Source organism: Streptomyces sp. NPDC002623, from assembly GCF_053592635.1.
Map to the genome: position 1 here is coordinate 1 of NZ_JBSFWB010000063.1, position 22,066 is coordinate 22,066.

Sequence of the window (22,066 nt, forward strand, 5' to 3'; positions counted from 1 at the left end):
CCGGGTCGATGCTGCCGTCCGCCGCGGCGACCAGGGCGCACATGGCCATGCTCGCGTCGCGGAAGGCGCCGCTCTTGAGGTCGTTCTTCTTCGCCACGAGCTGCGTCTGCATCGTCGACGCGGACTCCTTGATGCGATCCCACAGGGCCATGAGAACTCCAGAAGGTCGAGCCTGATCTATTTCTACGTCACTGTAGAACATAGCGGAGTCGATGTCCGAGTCGATGTTCGATCCCCTATTGACCGGTCAATTGGCCAATTGTACGGTGTAAAGATGACCGTGCCGCTCTACGTACAGATCAGGCGAGAGATCGAGGCGAAGATCCGGGCCGGGGACCTGCCCCCTGGCGCGCGGCTGCCGACCGAGAAGGATCTCTCCACCCAGTACGGCGTCAGCCGGGCCACGGCCCAACGGGTCCTCAACGACCTCGCGGAGTCGGGGCTGGCGATCCGCCGACGGCGCCACGGCACCTTCGTCGCGGACGTGACGCGGCAGATCAATCTGCTCAACTTCGTCACCCCCGCCGTAGCGGCAAAGGGCGTGCCCGGCAGACACGAGGTCGTGTCCGCGCGGATCGTCCGGGCCGCCGACGCCGTCCTGACGCTCCCCGGCGCCTCGGCCGACACGGCCGTGGTGGAACTGGTCCGCCGCAAGCTCGACCTGCGCGAGGAGCCACGGTCCGTCGAGCGGCACGTCGTCCTCTTCGCCGTCGCCCCCGACCTGCTGAACGAGAATCTCGAAGACCTCGTCACCCTCCCGTATCTCCAGCGCAGAGGCGTACCGATCGACTCGATCCGGGTCTACCTCGACCCGGTGAGCCTCGATGAGCACGACGCCGCACTGCTGCACAGCGAGATCGGAACACCCGCGCTGAGGCGGCGCCGGGAGTTGCGTGCCGACGACGGAAGCACCGTCGAGGTGGTCACGACCCTGGTCCGTCCGGGAACCGCCGAGTTCTTCCTGGAGCTGCCCGTCCCCGTCATATGAGCAGCGTGTCGCTGCCGGAAAGGAAGTGCGTACACCATGAAGGTCATCATCATCGGCGCCGGTGTGCTGGGCGTGAGCGTCGCGAGACAACTCGCCGTCGCCGGCCAGGACGTTCTCCTGCTCGACCGGTCGGGAGCCGGCACCGGCACGACCGCGACCACCTTCGCCTGGATCAACTCCAGCCGGAAGCCCGACCCGGACTACCACCGGCTGAACCTCGCAGGGATGGCGGAGCACGCCAGGCTCGCCGAGCAACTGCGCGGCGCGCCGTCGTACTTCCCCAGCGGAGCGCTGCAGTGGGCGGACGCCGCGAACGAGCGGCGACTCGCCGACAACGTGGAGCGACTGCAGGCCCTGGACTACCCCGCACACTGGGTCACGCCCGACGAGGCGACGCGGATCGCCGGCGACCTCCGGATCCCGGCGACCATCACGTCCATCGCGCACTTCCCCGGCGAGGGATACGTTCTGCCGGCCCGCTTCGTGGGCAACCTGCTGGCGGACGCCGAGCGGCACGGAGCCACGTGCACGGTCGGCGAGGTCGTGGCCATCGACGACAGACCTGACGGAGTGACCGTCACCCTGGCCGGAGGCGAGGTCCGCCGGGGCGATCGAGTCGTCCTGGCGGCAGGCCGCTGGACCGAACAGCTGGCAGCCCGGGCCGGCATCGACGTTCCCATGGTGACGGACGCCGGTCGCGGAGCGCAGATCGTGGGTCTGCTCGGTTACGCCAGGGCACCGGGACTCGACCTGCGCTGTGTGATCCACAGCCCCGGCCTCAATCTCCGCCCCGAGGCCGCTGGGCATGCCGTCCTGCAGGCTCTCGACCTGAACGCCGACGTCGATCCCGCAGACCCCCCGTCCGCGGACGGGGCCATCGCGAACACCCTCGCCCGGCGGTTCTCCGCGCTGCTTCCCGACCCGAGCCGGCGACCGGAGATCGACCTGCGGGTCGGCCTCCGGTCACTGCCCGCGGACGGCCACACCGTCGCCGGCTATGCCTCCGCGCAGTCCCGGGTCTACTGCCTCGTCTCGCACAGCGGGGTCACCTTGGCGCCGATCCTGGGACGCCTGGTCGCGACCGAGATCACCACCGATCGGGAACAGGACCTCCTCCGGGCCTTCCGGCCCACCCGATTCACCGGCGCGGGCCGCTCGGACATCGAGGTGGATCAGCACGCCGCGGGCCTGGGCGACCAGTAGCCGACAACCCTCCCCGCCGAGCTCCCGTCATGGGGGGCGACGGGGTGGAAGCGGCCCCTGGGGTGAGCGGGATGAGCCGGCTCCCCGACGCCAAGTCGTGGGGGAGCCGGTGGCCGCTGCCCCGCCGGGCCCGGGTGACGATCCCGCGTCCACGGGCACACCGCCCGGACGCATCACTGCGCCGACGCTGGGTCAGTGGCGCGGGCGCTCAACTGGCTCGCTCACATGGCTCGTTCATCTGGCTCGCTCGACGCTCCACAGCGGCAGCAGCTCGAAGAAGGCGACCGCCTCCTCCCGCCACCGCGACCGCCAGCCGGCGGCCACCGCGGACGCCTGCTGCGCGTAGCGGCGCATGTCCGCCTCCATCCTGCCCGGCACGCCACGGTGCTCAGCGATCTCCCGGACGGCGGCGACGGTCCGCGGCGTGCCGGACGGGTCACCGAGCGCGGCTTCCACCACGCCACGCTCGGCGTCGTCGACGGCCGCCAGCAGAGCCCGGACGGTGTAGCTGTGCCTGCCGTCGCGCAGGTCGGTGCCGGTCGGCTTGCCCATGGTGGCCGCGTCTCCGAACAGGTCCAGGTAGTCATCGCGCATCTGCCCGCAGATCCCCACCAGCCGCGCGTACTCCCGCAACTCCTTCTCGAAGAGCGCCGGTTGCTCGCCGGCGGCCAGGAGGCCGAGTTGCAGGGGTGCGAGGATCGAATAGCGGGCGGACTTGTAGTCGGCCACGCAGTGCAGGACGTCCTCGTCCGGCGCGGCGGCGAAGTCGCGCTCCAGGTCGACGATCTGGCCCACGAACGTGTCGGCCGCCGCCCGGGTCTGCACCTCGACCATGGCCTGCCGCACCGCCACAGGCGCCTTCGCCTCCAGCAGCGCCTGCAGCGACAGGGCGAGGGCGAGGTCCCCCGCGAGCACGGTCAGCCCCAGGGCAGCCTGCGGGTGGTCGGGGAACCGCTCACGGTAGGCGTAGTAGGTGGAGGGGCCGCCGCGTCGGGTGGGACTGTCGTCGATGAGGTCGTCGTGCACCAGGCCGTGGGTCTGCAGCAGCTCGATGCCCAACGCCGCGGCGTCAAGTCCGTCGACGGGCTGGTCCGTTGCCAGACGCGCCGCCTCATACAGCAGAACGACCCGCATCCGCTTCCCGCCCCGCAGGGACAACTCCCGCAGCAACCGCAGGCAGTCCGGGGTGAACCGACTGAAGGACGGCGCGTCGAGTCGGGCGCTCACCGTGTCGAAGTACTCCGCGAAGAGCGTGTTGAACCGGCGCTCGTATCCGGCGACACGCTCGAGGATCTGCTGGGTCATGGGGGGCATTCTTCCTGCTCGGTAGGGTCACCCAGGCCCGGGCTCCCGCCCAGCACGCGGTACATGCCGGTCGAGTCATGGGTGCGGTCATGATGCGCCTGCCGAGGCCGCGTCCCTGGTGTGCGGGGTGGACGCAGATGTCGACGATCTGGAACGCGGTGCCGCCGTCACCGATGACGCGCCCCATGCCGATCGGCTCCCCCTCGTGCCGGAGGACCACGCCGTATCAGGTGTTGGGCAGGGCGAGCGCGACACGCTCTCCGGGGGTGAGTGGGCGGGCCCGCCGGACATGTCTCGGCAACACCCTTGTCATCCGCGGTCGGCGTATGCATCATGATGGCCATCATCAGGGTTCCTGATATAGGGCCGCCGCTTACCCAGCCGGCCCCGTGACGGGACCCGGCACCGCTCTGCGCCGCCGACTCCGCCGTCCCCCGCCGCCGGCTCCGGCATCTCCCCACGGCTTCCCCGTGGCTTCCCCACGGCTTCGCCACCTCCCTTCCGCTCCCTCGACATGCCCGGAGGCATTGATGAGCGCACCCATGAACGGCAGTCTGTCCCGAAGATCCCTTCTGCGGGGCACCGCCGGAGCCGCCGGGCTGTTCTCCGCGGGCGGACTGCTCACTGCCTGCGGCGGCATCAAGGAGTCCGCCGCGCAGACCGACACGGTCCTCCGGATCGGCTATGTCTCGCCCAGCACAGGCGCGGCCGCGGGCTTCGGCGAGCCGAACGCGTACCTGCTGAAGCAGATGCGCACCGCCCTCAAGGACGGGCTGAAGATCGGCGGCAAGAAGTACTCCGTCGAGATCGTCGACCGCGACAGCCGGTCGAACCCGCAGACCGCCGCCGAGGTCGCGACCGATCTCATCAACGGCGAGCGGATCGACCTGATGCTGGTCACCTCCACACCGGAGACGGTCAACCCCGTCGCCGACGCGTGCGAGGCCGCCAAGATCCCCTGTCTGTCGACCGCCGTGCCGTGGGAGGCCTGGTACTTCGGCCGCGGCGCCACCCCCGAGAAGCCGTTCACGTACACGTACCACTTCTTCATCGGTGTCGCGGACATCCAGGCCGCCTACACCTCGCTGTGGACCAACGGCGGCGTGGAGACCAACAAGCGGGTCGGGGTCATGTGGCCCAACGACCCCGACGGCAAGGCGATCCGGCAGGGCCTCGGGCCGGGGCTGAAGGAGAGCGGATTCACCATCGTCGACCCCGGGGCGTACGAGGACGGCACGAACGACTACTCGGCGCAGATCGCGGCCTTCAAGAAGGCCGACGCGGAGATCTTCAACACCTTCCCGCTGCCGCCCGACTTCGCCACCTTCTGGAAGCAGGCCCGGCAGCAGGGCTACCGGCCGCGCATCGCGAGCATCGCCAAGACCGGCCTCCTGCCCTCCCAGGTCGAGGCGCTCGGATCGCTCGGCCACGGCCTCACCGCCGGCTTCTGGTGGTCGCCCAAGTACCCGTACACCTCCACCCTCACCCACCAGAGCTCCCAGCAACTGGCCGACGACTACGAGAAGTCGACCGGCAAACAGTGGAACCAGGTCATCGGGTCGAACATGGCGCTCTTCGAGGTCGCGGTCCACGCGTTGCGGCAGACCTCCGACCCCAAGGACCGCAAGGAACTGGCGGCCGCCCTCGGCAAGGCCAGGCTGACGACCATCGCCGGGCCGCTGGACTGGAGGGGCGGGCCGGTGAAGAACGTGTCCACGCAGGGACTGGTCATGGCGCAGTGGCGCGAGGCCACCGGCGGCAGCGGATTCGCCGTCGAGCCCGTCATCGTCGACAACGGCTCCTTCGACGACATCCCGGTCGGAGGCGAACTTGAGCCGCTCCGCTGACCCCATGACCTCGGGGACGCAGACGGCCGGGACGGGAACGGCGGGGCCGGCGGTCCAGGCCCCGCCGGTCCTCTCGGCGCACGGCATCCACCGCCGCTTCGGCAGCCTGGTCGTCCTCGAAGGCATCGACCTCGCCCTCGCCCCCGGCGAGGCCCTGGGCATCGTCGGCCCCAACGGCGCCGGCAAGACGACCCTGCTCGACATCCTCTCCGGCGCCCAGACCCCCTCCGAGGGCAGCGTCACCTTCCAGGGCCAGGACGTGACCCGCTGGAAGGCCGACCGCCGCTGCCGCAGCGGCATCGGCCGCTCCCACCAGGTGCCACGCCCCTTCACCGGCATGACCGCCTACGAGAACGTACTGGTCGCGTCGGTGCAGGGCGGCTCACACCGGCGCCGTGCGGCCCAGCGGCACGCGCTCGACGTACTCGAACGCTGCGGCATGCTCGCCCAGGCCAACCGGCCCGCCGCCGCGCTCACCCTGCTGGAGCGCAAGCGGCTGGAGATGGCACGGGCGCTGGCCACCGACCCACAGGTCCTCCTCCTCGACGAGATCGCCGGCGGGCTCACCGACGCCGAGACGGACGAACTCATCGTCACCATCCAGCAGTTGCGCGCCGACGGCATCGCCGTCGTCTGGATCGAACACGTCCTGCACGCACTGCTGCGGGTGATCGACCGGCTGGTCTGTCTCGCCCAGGGCCGGGTCCTGGCCGAGGGCGCACCGGACGCCGTCATGGCCGACCCCCGGGTCGTCGAGGCCTATCTCGGGAGCGCGGCATGAGCCTGCTGTCGGTGGAGAACCTCGAAGTGCGCCACGGACTGCTGCGCGCGGTCCGCGACCTGTCGTTCTCCGTGGCCGAGGGCGAGGTCGTGGCGGTGGTCGGGGCCAACGGCGCCGGCAAGTCCACCCTCCTGCGGGCCATGGCCGGAGCACACCGACCGGCCGAGGGCCGGATCGCCCTGGACGGCACGGATGTGACGGACCGTCGGGCGCACGAGCGCGTCGCGGCCGGGATCGCCCTGGTCCCCGAGGGACGGCGGCTCTTCGCCGACCTCACCGTCGCGGAGAACCTGCTGGTCGCCACCCGGGCACGACGCCGCGGACCATGGGACCTGGCCGCCGTCGTGGCCGCCTTCCCCCTGCTCGACGGGCTGCTGAAGCGGCGCGCCGGCAACCTCTCGGGCGGCGAGCAGCAGGCCGTGGCCATCGGCAGGGCGCTGATGACCAACCCCCGGCTGCTGCTGCTCGACGAGGTCTCCCTGGGCCTCGCCCCCATCGTCGTCGACACCCTGTACGACTCGCTCGGCACGATCCTGTCGGGCGGTACGACGGTGCTGCTCGTGGAGCAGGACCTCGGCCGCGCCCTCGGGGTGGCCCGGCGCGTGCTGTGCATGCTCGAGGGCCGTGTCGTCCTGGACGAGCCCGCGGGCCGGGTCACCCGCGAACAGGTCGTCGAGGCCTACTTCGGGCTCGGCCGGGCGACCGTCACCACCGTCCGGGAGGAGCCGGCGTGAACTGGATCAACGCGATCGTGCAGGGTGTCATGCTCGGCGGCGTCTATGCGCTCTTCGCCTGCGGTCTCTCCCTGATGTTCGGCGTCATGCGGACCGTCAACCTGAGCCACGGCGACCTCGCCGTCCTCGGCGCGTTCCTCGTCGCGGTCCTGGCCGCCGCCCTCGGCATCAGCCCGTTCTTCGCGATCCTGCTCGTCCTGCCCGTGATGGGCCTGGTCGGAGTGGCGCTGCAGCGGGGCATTCTCAGCAAGGCGCTGCGCACCGGCGAGATGTCGTCGATGCTGGCCACCTTCGGTCTGGCCATCGTGCTGCAGAACGTGCTCCTGGAGATCTTCTCCGCCGACTCCCGTTCCCTGGGCGTCGGTTCACTGGCCACCTCCGGGCTCCAGCTCGGGTCGTCGGTGAGCATCCCCTATCTCGGGGTGCTCACCGTGCTGGTGGCGGTCGCGCTGCTCGGCGGGCTGCAACTGCTGCTGGCCCGCACCGGAATCGGCCGGGCGATCCGCGCCACCGCCGCCGACGCGGACACCGCCGAGCTGGTCGGGATCGACAGCCGCCGGGTCTACGCCTGGGCCGCCGCCATCGCCGTCGCCACCGCGGGTCTCGCGGGCGCGTTCTTCGCGATGCGGTCGTCGTTCAGTCCGTCCATGGGACCCACCCAACTGCTGTTCGCCTTCGAGGTCGTCGTCATCGGAGGGCTCGGTTCGCTGTGGGGGACGCTCGCCGGGGGCATGGTCCTCGGCATCGCCCAGACGGTCGGCGCCGAGGCGGACCCGCGCTTCTCCATCGTGGCCGGTCACGCGGTGTTCCTCGCCGTCCTGGCCCTCCGCCCGCAGGGACTGCTCGGCATGAGAAGGAGCCGTACATGACCATCGCATCACCGGTGCGCCCCGGCGCCGCCACCATCCACCGCTGGACGCCGGTCTCCCGTACGGCGTCCGGGGCCCTGGCCGCCCTGCTGATCGCCCTGGCGTTCGCCCCCTTCGCCTTCACCCCCGACGTGACCGCGAAGCTGACGAGCCTGTTCGTCCTGGTCATCATCGCGGCCATGTGGAACGCGCTGGCGGGCTACGCCGGTCTGGTCTCCGTCGGTCAGCAGGGCTTCATCGGCCTGGGCGCGTACGGCGTCTTCCTGCTCGTCGACCGGGGTGTCAGCCCCTTCGTCGCGGTCGTCCTGGCGGCCCTGCTCGCGGGCGCCGTCGCCGTACCCACCTCGCTGCTAGCGTTCCGGCTCACCGGCGGGCAGTTCGCCATCGGCATGTGGGCCATCGCCGAGTTCTTCCGGCTGATCGTGGTGAACACGCCTTCGCTGGGCGGCGGTTCGGGCCGCTCGCTCACCGGTCTGTCGGCCGCCGATCCGGCCGTGCGCCAGGCCCAGGTGTACTGGCTCGCCCTGGCGCTGATGAGCCTGCTCCTGCTGGCCGTCTTCGTCCTGCTGCGCAGCGCACCGGGGTCCGCGCTGGAAGCGATCCGGGACGACCCGGTGGGCGCGACGTCCGTCGGCGTACGGGTCGCCTCGACGAAACGGCTGGTCTTCGTGCTGGCGGCGGTGGGCTGCGCGGCGGCCGGCGGCCTCACGCTCGCCAGTACCCTGCGGGTGCAGCCGGACTCCATCTTCGGCGTCCAGTGGTCCGCCTACATGATCTTCATGGTGGTCATCGGCGGTCTCGGCACCTTCGAGGGACCGATCGTCGGAGCGATCGTGTTCTTCCTGGTGCAGGACTGGTTCGGTGACATCGGAGGCACCTGGTACCTGATCGGGCTGGGCGCGCTGGCCATCGCGATGACGCTGTGGATGCCCCGTGGACTGTGGGGTACCGTGGCACGCCGACATGACCTTGAACTACTGCCGGTCGGTCACCGGGTGCGGACACCGGTCGGCTGACCTCTGCGGCGGCCTCGCCCGGCCTTCCCGACGACGACCGACCAAGAGGTGCGCACGATGACGGAGGCAGCCGGGCCGGGTCCGGAGCCGGACCCGCAGGGCCACCGGGTCCCGCTGACGATCTACCTCGTCAAGCAGCTCGAGCTGGCCATCCGTTCCTTCATGGACGAGGCCCTGCGGCCGTACGGACTCACGACGTTCCAGTACACGGCCCTGACCGTGCTGCAGCACCGGGGCGGGCTCTCCTCCGCGCAACTGGCTCGCCGCTCCTTCGTCAGGCCCCAGACGATGCACGAGATCGTGCGCTCGCTGGAGGAGCGCGGGCTGATCGAGCGCACCCACGCTCCGGGCAACCGGCGGACCATGGAAGCCCGCCTGACGGAGGCCGGGGCAGAGCTGCTGACGGCGTGCGCGCCCGCGGTGCACAAGCTCGAGGACGAGTTGCTGCGGGACATGCCCGAGGCACAGCGGTCAGCGTTCCGCCAGGGACTGGAGGACGGATTCGCCTCCCTCACGGGGCGACACCAGGACGCCTGAGAGCGCGGTGGTCCCGGGGCCGATCACGCGAGGGAAAGCGGTCGGCACCCCGGGCGAGGCGCGGCCGGCCGGGCCGACGATCAGGCCAGGCCGATCTGCAGGCGGCCTGGCCGGGGGAGAGGGCGAGCGCGGCGACGGACTCGCCGGCCTCGCCGTCGGCCTCACCGGGTTACGCGGTCGCTCCTGACCTCGCGGGCGATGGCGGCGATGGTGTGGTGCGGGCCTGCCCGATCGCCGTCCTGGCAGGATGGCGGCATGGAACGTGTGCTGGGAATCGGTGGATATTTCATGCGGGCGGACGACCCGGCGGCCCTGAGCGCCTGGTACCGCGATTGCCTGGGCCTGGACGCGGATGAGCACGGACTGTGGCGTCAGGAAGCCGGGCCGACGGTGTTCGCGACGTTCGAGTCCGAGACCGACTACTTCGGCTCCCGCGCCCAGCGGACGATGCTCAACTTCCGGGTCCGCGACCTGGACGCGATGCTCGCGCAGTTGCGTGCCAAGGGAGCGGACGTGGCCCAGGACACCCAGGACATGGAGGGCGTCGGCCGATTCGGCTGGGTCACCGACCCCGAGGGCAATCGGGTCGAGCTGTGGCAGCCCGCCTGACCGAGTGCGGCCTCGACCGCACGCGGATGAGGGCGACTCCGCGTCCCCGGCCGGTCTCGTCGCTCAGCACGGCACGGCCTTGAGGACAGGGGTCATCTGGTTCCGGCGGCGCCCGTCGCGACGAGTCCCAGGAGGTTGTCGTGAATCTCGGCGAACCGGCCCCGCACCGCTTCCGCGGCCTCGGCGACAACGCGCGCGGCGGGGTCGCGAGGCCGTTCGAGCAGCAGGTGGACGGTGTCGGCCAGGGCGGTCTCGGGATCGTCGACGGTGAGCGGGTCTGCGACATCGGCGTTGCTCATGACGGTGACGAACCCGACCAGCACGGCGTGCAGCGCGTACATCTGCCTGGGCAGCGGGAGATCGTCGCGCACGATCCCATGGTCGCGAAGGATCGTCAGGACCGCGTTGCCCATCGCGCTCGTGGTGGCCTCGGCGAAGCGCTCCTGGTCGGCGGGACGGTGGAGCAACTGCCTCTTGGCACTGTCGTCGCTCTGGAGCCACCGCAGCCACGGGTTGCTCAGTGTCGTGCGGATGAGCAGCGGAGCGAGACGACGGGGGAGGACGGACTGCGGGTCCTGGGCGATCTCGTGGTTGACGGTCCTGATCCAGGCCAGTACCTCGCGTGCGGCGAGCCCCACGAACAGGTCTTCCTTGGTCTCCCAGTACAGGTAGACCGTGCCCTTGCCCACGCCCGCGGCCGTGGCGATCTCGGCGATGGTCACCTTGCGGACGCCGTGTTCGAGGACCAGCTCGCGTGCGCTGTCGAGGATCCTGGCCGCCTTGACGGAGTCGTGTTCGATCAGTCGGCTCACCGTCGTGTTTCCTCCCGTTCGCTCTTCGCAGCATGATGTCACGGGGGTTCACAGGGGTTCACGGAGGTGAGCCGACCGTGCGGCGGGCTCCAAGGTCACGTCACCACAGGGCGATGTCGACCGTCTTCATCCGGGACGCCTTGCTGCGGTGCTCCAGCTTCGAGACCAGCGTTCTGCCGAGCGTCGTCCCCACCACATGGTCGAAGACGGACCGGATGTGGACCTCGGTGTGGTCGGCCGGGACGAAGAGCTTGCGCATGGCTATGCCGGTGCCCTGGTGGAACTCGATGAAGGGGCGGAGTTTCGCCTCCCAGGCCCGCAGCGCCTCCGGCACGTCCGAGGGATGCCGCTCCAGCATCGTGCCCAGCATGTCGGCCCCGGCCAGGCCGCTGGAGGCCCCCATCCCGGAGTAGAGGGTCAGACACCATGCCGAGTCGCCGACGAGCACCACCCTGCCCTGGTGCCATGTGTCGAGCCGCACCTGCTCGGCGGTGTCGAACAGGTGGTCCGGCGCCTCCTCGAACCGGTCGAGCAGCCAGCCGAGCGTCGGGCCCGTCGGCTCCGGTCCGAACACCGCCCGCAGCGAGTCGATGGCGGGCCGGGTGAACTCGCCGTCCACATCGTCGGTCCGGTAGTTGAACAGCACCGTCGGTGGCCGGTCGGCGAACGCGAACACCCAGGCCGACCGGCCCAGCTCGGACATGACGATTCCGTCCGTGCCCCGGAAACCGGGGACCGGGCCGGGCAGGGCGCACGCCGCGAGCATGTAGCCGAGACGGTGAATGCGGCCGTCGTCGGGCCCGAACGCCAGCCGGCGCACGGTCGAGCGCAGGCCGTCGGCCCCGACCACGAGGTCGAACCGTTCGGTGGTCACCGTCCCCGCGGCCCGGTCCTCGATGTCGACCTGCGCGCTTTCCGCGTCCTGGCGCAGCCCGACCGGAAGCGACGAGTACCGGATCTCCACGTCCTCGGGCAGGGCGTCGAACGCGGCCTGCTCGACGTCGCCGCGCACGACCGGGCGGGACTCGCCGGCCACGGCCTCGGCGAAGCCCATGCCGCGCCGCCGCCGGCCCGCGCGATCGACGTTGTAGTAGGCGATGTCCTCCGAGAAACGGTCCGGTACCTCGATGCCCAGGCGCTCTGCCGCGGTGATCCCGGTGCCGAAGAGAGTGAGGAAGTACCCGCCGCGGCGGCGTTCGGCTGCCTTCTCCAGGACGGTGACGTCCCAGCCCGCCTTGTGCAGCCGCAGTGCGGAGGCGGTTCCGCTGACGCCGAGTCCGACGACAAGAGCCCGCTGTCGCGGGGAGGTGTTCGCGTTCATGCCGGCAAACTATACTCACTGACCAGATTGGTCACCTGGTCAGTCATGGAGTCGGTAGCGAGGTCGGTGGCGAGGTCGGTGGGGGAAGCCGGTCGCGACCGACATGAACGGAGTCCCGCCATGCCAACTGTTTTCGTCCACGGCTTCCCTGAGACGCCGGAGGTCTGGGAGCCGCTGCTCGTCGAGCTCGAACGCATCGCTCCCGCTCGGCCCGTCCCGATCCGTCTGTCCCCGCCCGGTTTCGGCGCGCCCCTGCCGACAGGGTTCGGTGCGACCGTCGGTGAGTACCGGGACTGGCTCGTCGGCGAACTGGAGCGCTTCGCCGAGCCCGTCGACCTGGTCGGGCACGACTGGGGCGGCGCGCACGCCCTCAACGCGGTGATGGCCCGCCCGGACCTCGTGCGCAGCTGGGTCAGCGATGTGGTCGGCCTGTTCGACCCGGACTACGAGTGGCACGGCTTCGCCCTGAGCCAGCAGAAGCCGGAGAACACGGGACCGGACCCCGCCGTCCCGCTCGGCCCGGACCTCGAGATGCGGGTCGCGATGCTCGTGAAGCTGGGCATGAGCGAGCCCGTCGCCAAGCAGGTCGCGGTAGGCCAGGACGAGGCGATGGGGCGGGCCGCACACGCGCTCTACCGGTCGGCCGCCCAACCGGCGATGGCCGAGCTGGGCCGCGACCTCGAACGTGCGGCGCAGCGGCCGGGCCTCGCCCTGCTCGCCACCGAGGACCTCTTGGCCGGAACCGACGAACAGCGGTCCCGCACGGCGCGGCGGGCCGGTGCCCGCACCGCGACGCTCGACGGGCTCGGTCACTGGTGGATGACCCAGGACCCCGTCCGCGGCGCCCGGGTGCTCACCGACTTCTGGGACTCGTTGGACCGCTGACGAGCCGAGCGACCCGAGTCGGCGCGCCGCCATTACCGCATCGTCAAGGTGCCCCACGATGTTCGGACCCTCACGGACCACCTCACCGCGCCGGGGCGGTCCGTGAGGCTGGCCGGCGCGGTCGCCGCTGCCATGAACATCGGCAGCGCCAGGAACAGACGGTCGGCCTCAGCCCGCTTCCGCTGCCCCGCGATCCAGCCGGCCGTCCGCTCGCGGGTGACCGCGCCGGTGGAGCAGGCCACTGTCGCCATGCCACCGTCGACCTCGCCCGCGTCGCCGTCATCCTGCGCGCCAAGGAGGCAGGTCTCTCCCTCGACGCCATCCGCTCGCTGGGCGCTGTCACCCGGTGCGCCCATTTCCGGCAGGTCGTGGCGGATCGCATCGGCACGGCCGCCGGCGTCCATGTCCCCGGCTGAGCCTTGCGCTCGGCACGCGTGCGGCCGTCACGGCGAACCACCGGCGCGTGATGCGCGGCGGCTCATCCGAAGGTCACCTCGGCGGTGGCGTGCCGGGCCTCGCGGTGAGTGGCGACGCGCAGGTGGGCGGGCCCGGCCGAGGACGCGCCGTCCGCCAGGAGGTGCTCGCCCATGAACGCGGGTCGGTGCAGCCGGTAGGACAGGGAGCGCACCTGGCGTTCCGGGGCGTTCGTGCGGACCAGTTCCAGCATGAGCAGGGCCAGCAGCGGGCCGTGGACGACGAGACCGGGATAGCCCTCCACCTCGCGGCAGTACGGGGTGTCGTAGTGGATGCGGTGGGCGTTGGCGGTGAGTGCGCTGAAGCGGAACAGCAGGGTCTCGTCCGGCTGGAGGGGCAGCTGCCACGGGCCCTCGGGCTCGGGCAGGGCGGTGTCGTCGACGGCGGTCGGGTGCCGGGCCGTCGGGCCGTCGCCGGAGCGGTAGACGATGTCCTGTTCCTCGACCAGGCAGGTGCGGCCGTTCTGCCGGAACTCCTGGCGTTCGGTGACGAAGAGCAGCTCGCCGGTGCGGCCCCGCTTGGGCGTGACCGCGGCCAGGCTGCTGACGCGTTCGGCCGGTTCGCCGACGCGCAGCGGCTCGACGATGTCGCAGCGCCCTCCGGCGAACATGCGCCGACGGTCGGGGACGGGCGGCAGGAAGCGGGCGTCCCGCAGATGTCCGTCGGGGCCGAGAGCCTGCTGGGGCGGCCAGTGCAGGAAATACAGCCACTGCCACAGCGGCGGCAGCGGGTCGCCGGACTCGGCGGCGTTGTCGGGGAGGTCCAGCAGCGCCGACAGGGCCGCTGCCGGACCGGGCGGCAGGGCATCCTCGTCCGTGACCGGTTCGGGGCGCCATGACTCCACGTAGGAGGCCAGGGGTGCGGGCATGGGCTCGTTTCGCCTTTCAGGCCGATAGCGCCAGCGGGGAGTTCCGTCTCGGCTCTCGCCGTTGACCAACAACTCGTAGCGCTGGATCAGAAGGTGCTCAGACCGAGCGCGGCGCGGAAGGAGTTCTTGTTGGCGACGCCGTCGCGGGGCGGCAGGGCACGCGGCGGTTCGTCGGCGGCGATGAGGACCTGGGCGTAGGTCGTCGTGGTGCGTGCCTCGATGCGGGTGGCGAGGTCCTCGGTCTGGGCGAGGTCGGTGATCCGCACGGTGTCGCGGATGCCGAAGCCCTGGGCGACCGCGATGAGGTCGGTGCCCAGTCCGGTGTGGCTGGGCTGCATACCGGTCTCGCCGAAGTGGGCGTTGTCCAGGACCACGAGGGTGAGGTTCGCCGGGCGTCGGACGCCGATGGTGGCCAACGCGCCGATGCCCATGAGGTGTTCGCCGTCGCCGGTGATCGCCACGACCGGGCGGTCGGGCCGGGCCAGGGCGAGGCCGAGGGCGAGCGGGGCGGCGGCGCCCATCGCGCCCCAGAGGTAGAAGTTCCCGGGGCGGTGGCCGGCCGCGAACACGTCGTAGCCGGCCGAGCCGAGGCCGGTGACGAGCAGGGCGTCCTCCGGGAGCCGGGCGATCAGGTCGGCGACGAAACGGCGGCGGTCGAGCCGGGCGAGGGCGTCGGCGGTCATCGGTGCGTTTGCGGTCATCGGTTGCGCTCCCACTTCTTGCGGCCGATCAGTTTCTGTCCGAGGAGCACGGCGACGCGCTCGCCCGCCTCGAACACCGAGTCCAGGGCCGCCTCCACGGTCTCCTCGACGTCCTCGGGGGCGTCGGCGCGCAGCACGGTGATGCCCATGAGTTCCAGCGCCTGCTGTGTGGTGCGGCCCATGGGGCCCTGCCACGGGTTGAACTCGGCGTACTCGCCGCGCATGGTCACCAGCGTGAGGAAGGGGAACCGGCACATCTGCAGCAGGGAGAACATGTTGACGCAGTTGCCGACGCCGCTGCTCTGCATCAGCAGCACCGCGCGCTGCCCGCCGAGCCAGGCCCCGGCGACCACGCCGACGCCCTCCTCCTCGGTGGTCAGCACCACGTCGTGGATCGCGGGGTCCCGCTGGGCCGCACGGATGGCGTGGGAGTGACCGGAATCCGGGACGTAGGCGATCTGCCGGACGCCACGCTTCTTCAGAGCGGCGAACACGTCCTCCTGCCAGGAGGGCGGCGCGAGTGCGGAGGTCTCGTTCATGCCGCACATCATGGGCGCTGATGGATGGCGTTGAACAATAAAAAAGCGTGATCGCGGTATGCCCTGTCCGCATGGCCACACCTGGGCCTGCGCCTGGGCCTGTGCCTCTGTCTGCGCCTGTGTCTGCGCCTGTGTCTGCTGTTTCTACGGCTGCGCGGAGGGCCATCTGCCCTGGCTCACGGCCGCGTCGATCTGCCGCACGAGTTCGCGCGCGACGACCTCCACGGCGGGCGGTGTCCGGCCGGAGCGCGGGGTGGCGAGCACGATCGACCGCCAGACATCGGGCTCGCACAGGGGCGCGGCGCTGAGCGTGCCGTTCGCGACGTCCTCGGCGATGCCGACGCCCGGCAGGATGGTCCAGCCGTGCCCGGCCAGCACGAGCTGTTTCTGCACCCGCATGGAGTTCGTCTGGACGACCACCTCCAGGGTGGCCCGGGCCCGTGCCGCGGCGGCGTCGATCAGGGCGCGCAGGGCGTGGCCCGACGCGGGCATCACCAGCGGATGAGCCGCCGCCTCGGCGAAGGACACGGGCCGTGCGGCCCGCAGTCCGGCGGAGGGCGGAGCGACCACCCACAGGTGTTCCCGCACCAGAGGGCGGGCGTTGAGCGACGGCGTGCTGTCCAGGTTGTACAGCAGGGTCAGGTCCAGGTCGCCGTCGTCGAGCCAGCGCTGGAGGTGCCCGGAGTAGCCGGTCATCAGGCGCAGTTCGATGCCCGGATGCTCCTCGGCCAGGGCGGAGACCAGCGGCTCGGCCAGCAGATCGGTCGTGCTCTCCAGCAGGCCGGCGGTGACGATGCCGGTCACCGCGCCCGGCGTGGGCTGCACCTCGGCGCGGGCCCGCTCCAGCTCGTTCAGCGCTCGCCGGGCCCGCTCCACCATGATCGTCCCGGCCTCGGTGGGCCGCATGCCCTGCCGGGTCCGCTCGAACAACGGGACGCCCAGCTCCTGTTCGAGGGTGCGGATCTGCCGGGTCACGGCCGGCTGCACCAGATGCAGCAGCTCGGCGGCCCGGGTGACGCTGCCCACCTCGGCGACCGTGACAAGCGCTTTGAGCTGTTTGACGTCCACGGCTCTCCCGCCACCATCCGCCCACCGTCCGACCCGATCATCCGACCCGGCCATCCGACCGTCATCCGGACTGGGCATGGTGGCATCAGGAAGTTCTATTTCTCTCATGCTGCCATGAGCGCCCATGATGTTGCTCCGGAGGGTCGACCCCGCTCCTGGAGGCCAACGCAATGACCGAGGAACCCGAAGCCCTGCCGCTGTCCGGCATCACCGTAGTGAGTGTCGAACAGGCGGTGGCGGCCCCCTTCGCCACCCGCCAGCTGGCCGACCTCGGAGCCAGGGTCATCAAGGTGGAGCGCCCGGGAGACGGCGACTTCGCCCGCCGCTACGACACGACCGTGCACGGCGAGTCCAGCTACTTCGTCTGGCTCAACCGCTCGAAGGAATCCCTGACCCTCGACCTGAAATCGGTGCGCGGCCGGCAGATCCTGGAGCGACTCCTCGCCCGGGCGGACGTGTTCGTGCAGAACCTGGCGCCGGGGGCGGCCGCGAGGATGGGCCTGGGAGCGGACGCGTTGCGCGAGCGCTTCCCGTCGTTGATCCCCTGCTCGATCTCGGGATACGGCTCCACCGGCCCCTGGGCCGACCGCAAGGCCTACGACCTGCTGGTCCAGTGCCAGACCGGCCTGGTCTCGCTCACCGGGAACTCCGACGGGCCCGCCCGCGTGGGGGTCTCCATCGCCGACATCGCCGCCGGCATGTACGCCTACTCCGGGGTCCTCACCGCCCTGTTCACCCGGGCGACCACAGGCGTCGCGCGGGCGGTGGAGGTGTCGCTGTTCGAGGCCCTGGCCGAGTGGATGAGCCAGCCCGCCTACTACACCCGCTTCGGCGGAACCCAGCCCCCACGCATCGGCACGCAGCACGCCACCATCGCCCCGTACGGGGCCTACCCCTGTGCCGACGGCAAGGACGTGCTGTTCTCCGTCCAGAACGAACGCGAGTGGGCCGCCCTGTGCGAGCGCTTCCTCCAGGCCCCCGGCCTCGTCGCCGATCCTCGCTTCGCCACCGGCTCCGCCCGGGTCGCCCACCGCGCCGAACTCGACGTGATCGTGGCCGAACGCTTCGCACGCTCGGACAGCGGCGAGGTGATGAAGGCGCTGGACGAGGCGGGCATCGCCAACGCCGGGGTCAACGACGTCGAGGACTTCCTGGCCCATCCCGTGCTCGGCGCCCGGGGCCGTTGGCGTGAGGTGCCGATTCCCGCGGGTGTGGAGGTCCCGGCGCTGCTGCCGCCGGCGGATCTTGCGGGTGTGACCCCCCGTATGGACGCCGTCCCGGCCGTGGGCGAGCACACCGAAACCGTCCTCGCCGAACTGGGCTACGGCCCGGCCGAGATCGATGCCCTACGAGCCGACCGGGTCCTCTGACGCCGACGACCGTATTTCCGGGAGCGATACAGCATGAGCACTCTCGACATCCTGTCCGAGGACGAGCAGTTCATCGTCCGGACGGTGCGTGACTTCGTCGACAAGGAGGTCAGGCCGGTGGTCCGGGAGCTCGAACACGCCGACACCTACCCCGAGGCACTGATCGAGCAGATGAAGCGGCTGGGCGTCTTCGGCCTCGCCGTCCCCGAGGAGTACGGCGGCACACACGTCTCCACTCCCTGCTATGTGCTGATCACCGAGGAACTGGCGCGCGGCTGGATGAGCCTGGCCGGCGCGATGGGCGGGCACACGGTGGTGGCCAAGCTGCTGCTGCACTTCGGGACCGACGAGCAGAGGCGCCGCTGGCTGCCGAGGCTGGCCACGGGCGAGGTCCGCGCGACGATGGCGCTGACCGAGCCGGGCGGCGGCTCCGACCTCCAGGCCATGCGCACGGTCGCCCGCAGGGACGATGGGGGTGGCACCTCCCGCGCGAGCGAAGCCGAGCGTGGGGGAGGCTATGTGGTCGACGGTGCGAAGACATGGATCACCAACGCCCGGCGGTCCGGTCTGATCGCCCTGCTGTGCAAGACGGACCCGGACGCGACCCCCGCACACCGGGGCATCTCGATCCTCCTGGTCGAGCACGGGCCGGGGCTGACGGTCTCCCGCGACCTGCCCAAGCTCGGCTACAAGGGCGTGGAGAGCTGCGAGCTGTCCTTCGACGACTACCGGGCTCCGGCCGACGCCGTACTGGGCGGTGTCGAGGGCAAGGGGTTCGCGCAGATGATGAAGGGCCTGGAGACCGGCCGCCTCCAGGTCGCCGCCCGCGCCCTCGGCGTCGGCCGGGCGGCCCTGGAGGACGCGCTCGCCTACGCGCAGGAGCGGGAGTCGTTCGGCAAGCCGATCTGGCAGCACCAGTCGATCGGCAACTACCTGGCCGACATGGCCACTTCGCTCACCGCGGCCCGCCAACTCACCCTGTACGCCGCCCGTGAGGCGGACGCGGGCCGTCGGGTCGACATGGAGGCCGGCATGGCGAAGCTCTTCGCCTCCGAGACGGCCATGCAGATCGCCCTCAACGCCGTCCGCATCCACGGGGGTTACGGCTACTCCACCGAGTACGACGTCGAACGCTACTTCCGGGACGCCCCGTTGATGATCGTCGGCGAGGGCACCAACGAGATCCAGCGGAACGTCATCGCGAGCCAACTCGTCAGGCGCGGAGGCCTCGACGGGTGAAGCGGTGGTTGGGCTGAAGGAGGAGCAGGGCGATGTCTTCGGTGTGCCGGCCGGCGCGGCGGGTGCGGTGGACGAGGCGGTCCACGAGTCGGTGCAGGGGAAACCGCTCGACTCGCCGAGGTGGTGCGCCAGGTCGGCGATGGTGTGGGCGATGTCGATGCCGGGGACTTCCACCAGGCCGTCGGTGTAGAGGGCGAGGAGCGCCTGCGGGGCGAGGGAGACGGTGGTGAGCGGGTAGGAGTGGGTTCCGATGCGGATGGCGAGTGGCGGGCCGGGCGGACGTCGACGGCCTGGGCCCGGTTGTCGGGGTGTCGCAGCAGCGGGGGCGGGTGGCCGGCGCTGGCGAGGGTCGCCTGGTGGCGGGCCAGGTCGAGGTAGGCGTAGAGGCAGGTGACGAAGCGGCCGGCGTTGAGGTCGGGGAGGTCGCGGTCGGTGTGGGTGAGGACCTGGTCGGGGGCGGCTCCGGCCGTGGCGTGGGAGTGCAGCGACGTCGAGTCCGGTCACGCTGGGCAGGGCGTGGGGGAGCAGGGTCTGCTGGAGGGCGTGGGCGAGGCTGTGCTTGGCGTCGTAGAGGCGTGCGCGGTCCAGGGCTTGCGCGATGAGGCCAACGAGAGGCGTGAGCACGGCGCGTTCGCCGGCGGTGAAGGGGTGAGGATGGTCGTAGGCGAGGAGGAGGCAGCCGAGGGGGCGTCCGGAGTTGACCAGCGGCAGGAAGGCCCAGGCCTGTTTAGCCGCCGCACCGTGACCGCTCGGCGGTGATCGTGCCGGTCTCCGGCCTGCCGGCTGCTGCGCGTTCCGCCGCCTCTGAAGTCTCACGCCGGTCCGCTCCTGCCCGGGGCGGGCCGGCGGCGTTCTCAAGCGGACGAATGGACTCGTTCTCGCAGATGGCGGGGCCCGCCGTATGGGTTCCGTCAAAGCCGGACCCATTGCCGTAAGGGAGGTGTCAACGGCGGTCGAATCCGGCCACGGAGGCGGTTTCCTCGAACCGTCCGTTCATTCCGAACCTCTTCTAGGAGCTTGCGATGGCCGACCTGGCCTTCGTCGTCACCACGATCGCGGTGTTCGCGCTGGTGGCTCTCGTCGCCAAGGGGGTGACGAAGCTGTGACCGCCGAGAACATCGTCGGCCTGGTCGTGGCCGTCGCGCTGCTGGGCTATCTCGTCCTCGCCCTGATCTTCCCGGAGAGGTTCTGAGACACAGATGGGTCCCGTACTTGCCGGTGTGCTCCAGCTGCTCGCCCTGATCGGCGCGCTGGCGCTCGCCTACATCCCGCTCGGCGACTACATGGCCAAGGTCTACTCCTCCGACAGGCACTGGCGTATCGAGAAGTGGATCTACAAGGGCATCGGCGCCAATCCCGACACCGAGATGCGCTGGCCCTCGTACCTGCGCGGCGTCCTCGCCTTCTCGGCGGTCGGCGTCCTCTTCCTCTACCTGCTGCAGCGGCTGCAGGGCCACCTGCCCGGCTCGCTGGGCTTCGCCGCCATCGACCCGGACCAGGCGTTCAACACCGCCGCGTCCTTCGTCACGAACACCAACTGGCAGTCGTACTACGGCGAGCAGGCCATGGGCCACGTCGTGCAAACCGGTGGACTGGCCGTGCAGAACTTCGTCTCCGCGGCCGTCGGCATCGCCGTCGCGGTGGCGCTGGTCCGCGGTTTCTCCCGGTCCCGCACCGGTGAGCTCGGCAACTTCTGGTCGGACATGGTCCGCGGTGTCGTCCGCATCCTCGTGCCGTTCTCGGTGCTCGCGGCGATCGTCCTGGTGGCGTGCGGCGCCATCCAGAACTTCTCCGGCATCCACGAGGTCGGTCAGTTTTTCCATGGGCACAGCATGGGCGGCTCGCAGCAGTGGAACGGCGGCGCGGTCGCCTCGCAGGAGGCGATCAAGGAGATCGGGACCAACGGCGGCGGCTACTTCAACGCCAACTCCGCCCACCCGTTCGAGAACCCGACGCCGTTCACGAACCTCTTCGAGATCTTCCTCCTCCTGGTCATCCCGTTCGCCCTGACCCGCACCTTCGGCCGCATGGTCGGCAGCCTCAAGCAGGGCTATGCGATCCTGGCGACGATGGCCACGATCTGGGTCGGCTTCATCGCGTTGATGATGTGGACCGAGTTCGCGCACCACGGCCCGGCGTTCGACATCGCCGGCGGTGCGATGGAGGGCAAGGAGCAGCGCTTCGGCGTCGGCGCGTCGTCGATCTTCGCGGTGTCGACCACCCTGACCTCGACGGGCGCGGTGGACTCCTTCCACTCCTCGTTCACCGGTCTCGGCGGCGGCATCACCATGCTGGGCATGCAGCTCGGCGAGATCGCGCCCGGTGGTACCGGCTCCGGCCTCTACGGCATGCTGATCATGGCGATCATCGCGGTGTTCATCGCCGGTCTGATGGTGGGCCGTACGCCCGAGTACCTGGGCAAGAAGATCGGCACCCGAGAGATCAAGTTCGCGGCCTGCTACATCCTCATCACCCCGGCGCTGGTGCTCATCTTCACCGCCGCGGCGATGGCCCTGCCGACGCCGGGCAACTCGATGACGAACTCCGGGGCGCACGGCTTCTCCGAGATCCTCTACGCCTACAGCTCGGCTGCGAACAACAACGGTTCGGCGTTCGCCGGTCTGAACGCGGACACGCAGTGGTTCAACAGCACCCTGGGCCTGGCGATGATCCTGGGCCGGTTCCTGCCGATGGTGTTCGTGCTGGCGCTGGCCGGCTCGCTCGCCGAGCAGAAGCCGGTGCCGGCGACGGCAGGCACCCTGCGCACCGAGAAGCCGCTGTTCACGGGCCTGCTGGTGGGCGCGATCCTGATCATCACCGGTCTGACCTACTTTCCGGCGCTGGCGCTGGGCCCGCTGGCCGAGGGGCTGGCGTCATGACCACCCGTATAGCGAAGCAAG

General features: G+C 70.7%; 23 protein-coding genes and 4 pseudogenes. 15 read left to right on the top strand and 12 right to left on the bottom strand.

Annotated features, from left to right (window positions below):
• Positions 1-151 (bottom strand): annotated as a pseudogene (locus ACWD4O_RS46390) (Tellurite resistance TerB); the annotation flags it as partial.
• Between the two features lie 123 nt (positions 152-274).
• On the opposite strand from ACWD4O_RS46390, the gene ACWD4O_RS46395 reads away from it, so the two are divergent.
• Entirely contained in the window at positions 275-988 is a 714-nt protein-coding gene (locus ACWD4O_RS46395) for a GntR family transcriptional regulator (protein ID WP_451289132.1), read from the top strand.
• Positions 989-1,024: 36 nt separating this feature from the next.
• On the top strand, positions 1,025-2,191 hold the full coding sequence (locus tag ACWD4O_RS46400) for an NAD(P)/FAD-dependent oxidoreductase (protein ID WP_451289133.1): 1,167 nt from the start codon (positions 1,025-1,027) through the stop codon (positions 2,189-2,191).
• Positions 2,192-2,425: 234 nt separating this feature from the next.
• Here ACWD4O_RS46400 and ACWD4O_RS46405 read toward each other — a convergent pair whose 3' ends face one another.
• Together ACWD4O_RS46405 and ACWD4O_RS46410 are read right to left on the bottom strand one after the other, a co-directional pair.
• Complete coding sequence (locus tag ACWD4O_RS46405) at positions 2,426-3,496, bottom strand: polyprenyl synthetase family protein (RefSeq protein ID WP_451289134.1); 1,071 nt, start codon at positions 3,494-3,496, stop codon at positions 2,426-2,428.
• An 82-nt stretch (positions 3,497-3,578) separates the two neighbouring features.
• A pseudogene (locus ACWD4O_RS46410) lies at positions 3,579-3,755 on the bottom strand (GNAT family N-acetyltransferase); the annotation flags it as partial.
• A gap of 271 nt (positions 3,756-4,026) precedes the next feature.
• On the opposite strand from ACWD4O_RS46410, the gene ACWD4O_RS46415 reads away from it, so the two are divergent.
• The 7 genes from ACWD4O_RS46415 (at position 4,027) to ACWD4O_RS46445 (ending at position 9,889) form a co-directional block, all read left to right on the top strand.
• Positions 4,027-5,343 (top strand): ABC transporter substrate-binding protein, encoded by a 1,317-nt coding sequence (locus ACWD4O_RS46415; RefSeq protein WP_451289135.1) that lies wholly within the window; start codon positions 4,027-4,029, stop codon positions 5,341-5,343.
• Positions 5,344-5,347: 4 nt separating this feature from the next.
• Positions 5,348-6,124, top strand: a complete 777-nt coding sequence (locus tag ACWD4O_RS46420) for an ABC transporter ATP-binding protein (RefSeq protein ID WP_451289136.1) — start codon at positions 5,348-5,350, stop codon at positions 6,122-6,124.
• The gene (locus ACWD4O_RS46425) at positions 6,121-6,858 is read left to right on the top strand and encodes an ABC transporter ATP-binding protein (RefSeq protein ID WP_451289138.1); all 738 of its coding nucleotides are present in this window, start codon (positions 6,121-6,123) and stop codon (positions 6,856-6,858) included. The genes ACWD4O_RS46420 and ACWD4O_RS46425 overlap by 4 nt, the downstream gene beginning before the upstream one ends.
• A complete protein-coding gene (locus ACWD4O_RS46430) occupies positions 6,855-7,727 on the top strand; it encodes a branched-chain amino acid ABC transporter permease (protein ID WP_451289139.1) in 873 nt (290 codons plus the stop codon). The genes ACWD4O_RS46425 and ACWD4O_RS46430 overlap by 4 nt, the downstream gene beginning before the upstream one ends.
• Entirely contained in the window at positions 7,724-8,743 is a 1,020-nt protein-coding gene (locus tag ACWD4O_RS46435; protein ID WP_451289140.1) for a branched-chain amino acid ABC transporter permease, read from the top strand. The genes ACWD4O_RS46430 and ACWD4O_RS46435 overlap by 4 nt, the downstream gene beginning before the upstream one ends.
• Before the next feature lie 57 nt (positions 8,744-8,800).
• Positions 8,801-9,280 (top strand): MarR family winged helix-turn-helix transcriptional regulator, encoded by a 480-nt coding sequence (locus ACWD4O_RS46440; RefSeq protein WP_451289141.1) that lies wholly within the window; start codon positions 8,801-8,803, stop codon positions 9,278-9,280.
• A 255-nt stretch (positions 9,281-9,535) separates the two neighbouring features.
• A complete protein-coding gene (locus ACWD4O_RS46445; RefSeq protein ID WP_451289143.1) occupies positions 9,536-9,889 on the top strand; it encodes a VOC family protein in 354 nt (117 codons plus the stop codon).
• 92 nt (positions 9,890-9,981) lie between these two features.
• Here ACWD4O_RS46445 and ACWD4O_RS46450 read toward each other — a convergent pair whose 3' ends face one another.
• Both ACWD4O_RS46450 and ACWD4O_RS46455 read right to left on the bottom strand, forming a co-directional pair.
• Entirely contained in the window at positions 9,982-10,701 is a 720-nt protein-coding gene (locus tag ACWD4O_RS46450) for a TetR/AcrR family transcriptional regulator (RefSeq protein WP_451289144.1), read from the bottom strand.
• 100 nt (positions 10,702-10,801) lie between these two features.
• Entirely contained in the window at positions 10,802-12,022 is a 1,221-nt protein-coding gene (locus ACWD4O_RS46455; protein WP_451289145.1) for an FAD-dependent monooxygenase, read from the bottom strand.
• Positions 12,023-12,142: 120 nt separating this feature from the next.
• Here ACWD4O_RS46455 and ACWD4O_RS46460 point away from each other — a divergent pair, with 120 nt between their 5' ends.
• A complete protein-coding gene (locus ACWD4O_RS46460; RefSeq protein WP_451289146.1) occupies positions 12,143-12,907 on the top strand; it encodes an alpha/beta fold hydrolase in 765 nt (254 codons plus the stop codon).
• A gap of 32 nt (positions 12,908-12,939) precedes the next feature.
• On the opposite strand, the gene ACWD4O_RS46465 is transcribed toward ACWD4O_RS46460, so the two are convergent.
• The 5 genes from ACWD4O_RS46465 to ACWD4O_RS46485 all read right to left on the bottom strand — a co-directional run bounded on the left by ACWD4O_RS46465 (position 12,940) and on the right by ACWD4O_RS46485 (position 16,557).
• On the bottom strand, positions 12,940-13,311 hold the full coding sequence (locus tag ACWD4O_RS46465) for a hypothetical protein (RefSeq protein ID WP_451289147.1): 372 nt from the start codon (positions 13,309-13,311) through the stop codon (positions 12,940-12,942).
• Between the two features lie 74 nt (positions 13,312-13,385).
• On the bottom strand, positions 13,386-14,249 hold the full coding sequence (locus ACWD4O_RS46470) for a hypothetical protein (protein ID WP_451289148.1): 864 nt from the start codon (positions 14,247-14,249) through the stop codon (positions 13,386-13,388).
• 86 nt (positions 14,250-14,335) lie between these two features.
• Positions 14,336-14,950 (bottom strand): thiamine pyrophosphate-dependent enzyme, encoded by a 615-nt coding sequence (locus ACWD4O_RS46475; protein ID WP_451289149.1) that lies wholly within the window; start codon positions 14,948-14,950, stop codon positions 14,336-14,338.
• Positions 14,947-15,489, bottom strand: a complete 543-nt coding sequence (locus ACWD4O_RS46480) for a phosphonopyruvate decarboxylase (RefSeq protein WP_451289150.1) — start codon at positions 15,487-15,489, stop codon at positions 14,947-14,949. Before ACWD4O_RS46480 ends, ACWD4O_RS46475 begins: the two co-directional genes overlap by 4 nt.
• Before the next feature lie 144 nt (positions 15,490-15,633).
• Positions 15,634-16,557, bottom strand: coding sequence for a LysR family transcriptional regulator (locus tag ACWD4O_RS46485; protein WP_451289151.1), 924 nt, complete (start codon positions 16,555-16,557; stop codon positions 15,634-15,636).
• Between the two features lie 170 nt (positions 16,558-16,727).
• Between ACWD4O_RS46485 and ACWD4O_RS46490 the strand changes: the two genes are divergently transcribed.
• Genes ACWD4O_RS46490 through ACWD4O_RS46500 form a run of 3 tightly spaced genes read left to right on the top strand, consistent with a single transcriptional unit; the run spans position 16,728 to position 19,356 of the window.
• Positions 16,728-17,927, top strand: a complete 1,200-nt coding sequence (locus tag ACWD4O_RS46490; RefSeq protein ID WP_451289152.1) for a CaiB/BaiF CoA transferase family protein — start codon at positions 16,728-16,730, stop codon at positions 17,925-17,927.
• Positions 17,928-17,960: 33 nt separating this feature from the next.
• On the top strand, positions 17,961-19,166 hold the full coding sequence (locus ACWD4O_RS46495; protein ID WP_451289153.1) for an acyl-CoA dehydrogenase family protein: 1,206 nt from the start codon (positions 17,961-17,963) through the stop codon (positions 19,164-19,166).
• A 4-nt stretch (positions 19,167-19,170) separates the two neighbouring features.
• Positions 19,171-19,356 (top strand): hypothetical protein, encoded by a 186-nt coding sequence (locus ACWD4O_RS46500; RefSeq protein WP_451289154.1) that lies wholly within the window; start codon positions 19,171-19,173, stop codon positions 19,354-19,356.
• A gap of 148 nt (positions 19,357-19,504) precedes the next feature.
• Here the strand turns inward: ACWD4O_RS46500 and ACWD4O_RS46505 are convergent.
• Together ACWD4O_RS46505 and ACWD4O_RS46510 are read right to left on the bottom strand one after the other, a co-directional pair.
• Positions 19,505-19,651 (bottom strand): annotated as a pseudogene (locus ACWD4O_RS46505) (SpoIIE family protein phosphatase); the annotation flags it as partial.
• Positions 19,652-19,808: 157 nt separating this feature from the next.
• Positions 19,809-20,093: pseudogene (locus ACWD4O_RS46510) on the bottom strand (hypothetical protein); the annotation flags it as partial.
• A 175-nt stretch (positions 20,094-20,268) separates the two neighbouring features.
• On the opposite strand from ACWD4O_RS46510, the gene kdpF reads away from it, so the two are divergent.
• Positions 20,269-20,358 carry a K(+)-transporting ATPase subunit F gene (gene kdpF / locus ACWD4O_RS46515; RefSeq protein WP_016434100.1) on the top strand — a complete coding sequence of 30 codons (90 nt, stop codon included), beginning with the start codon at positions 20,269-20,271 and terminating at the stop codon, positions 20,356-20,358.
• A 7-nt stretch (positions 20,359-20,365) separates the two neighbouring features.
• Positions 20,366-22,045 carry a potassium-transporting ATPase subunit KdpA gene (gene kdpA / locus ACWD4O_RS46520; protein WP_451289155.1) on the top strand — a complete coding sequence of 560 codons (1,680 nt, stop codon included), beginning with the start codon at positions 20,366-20,368 and terminating at the stop codon, positions 22,043-22,045.
• Positions 22,046-22,066: the final 21 nt, after the last annotated feature.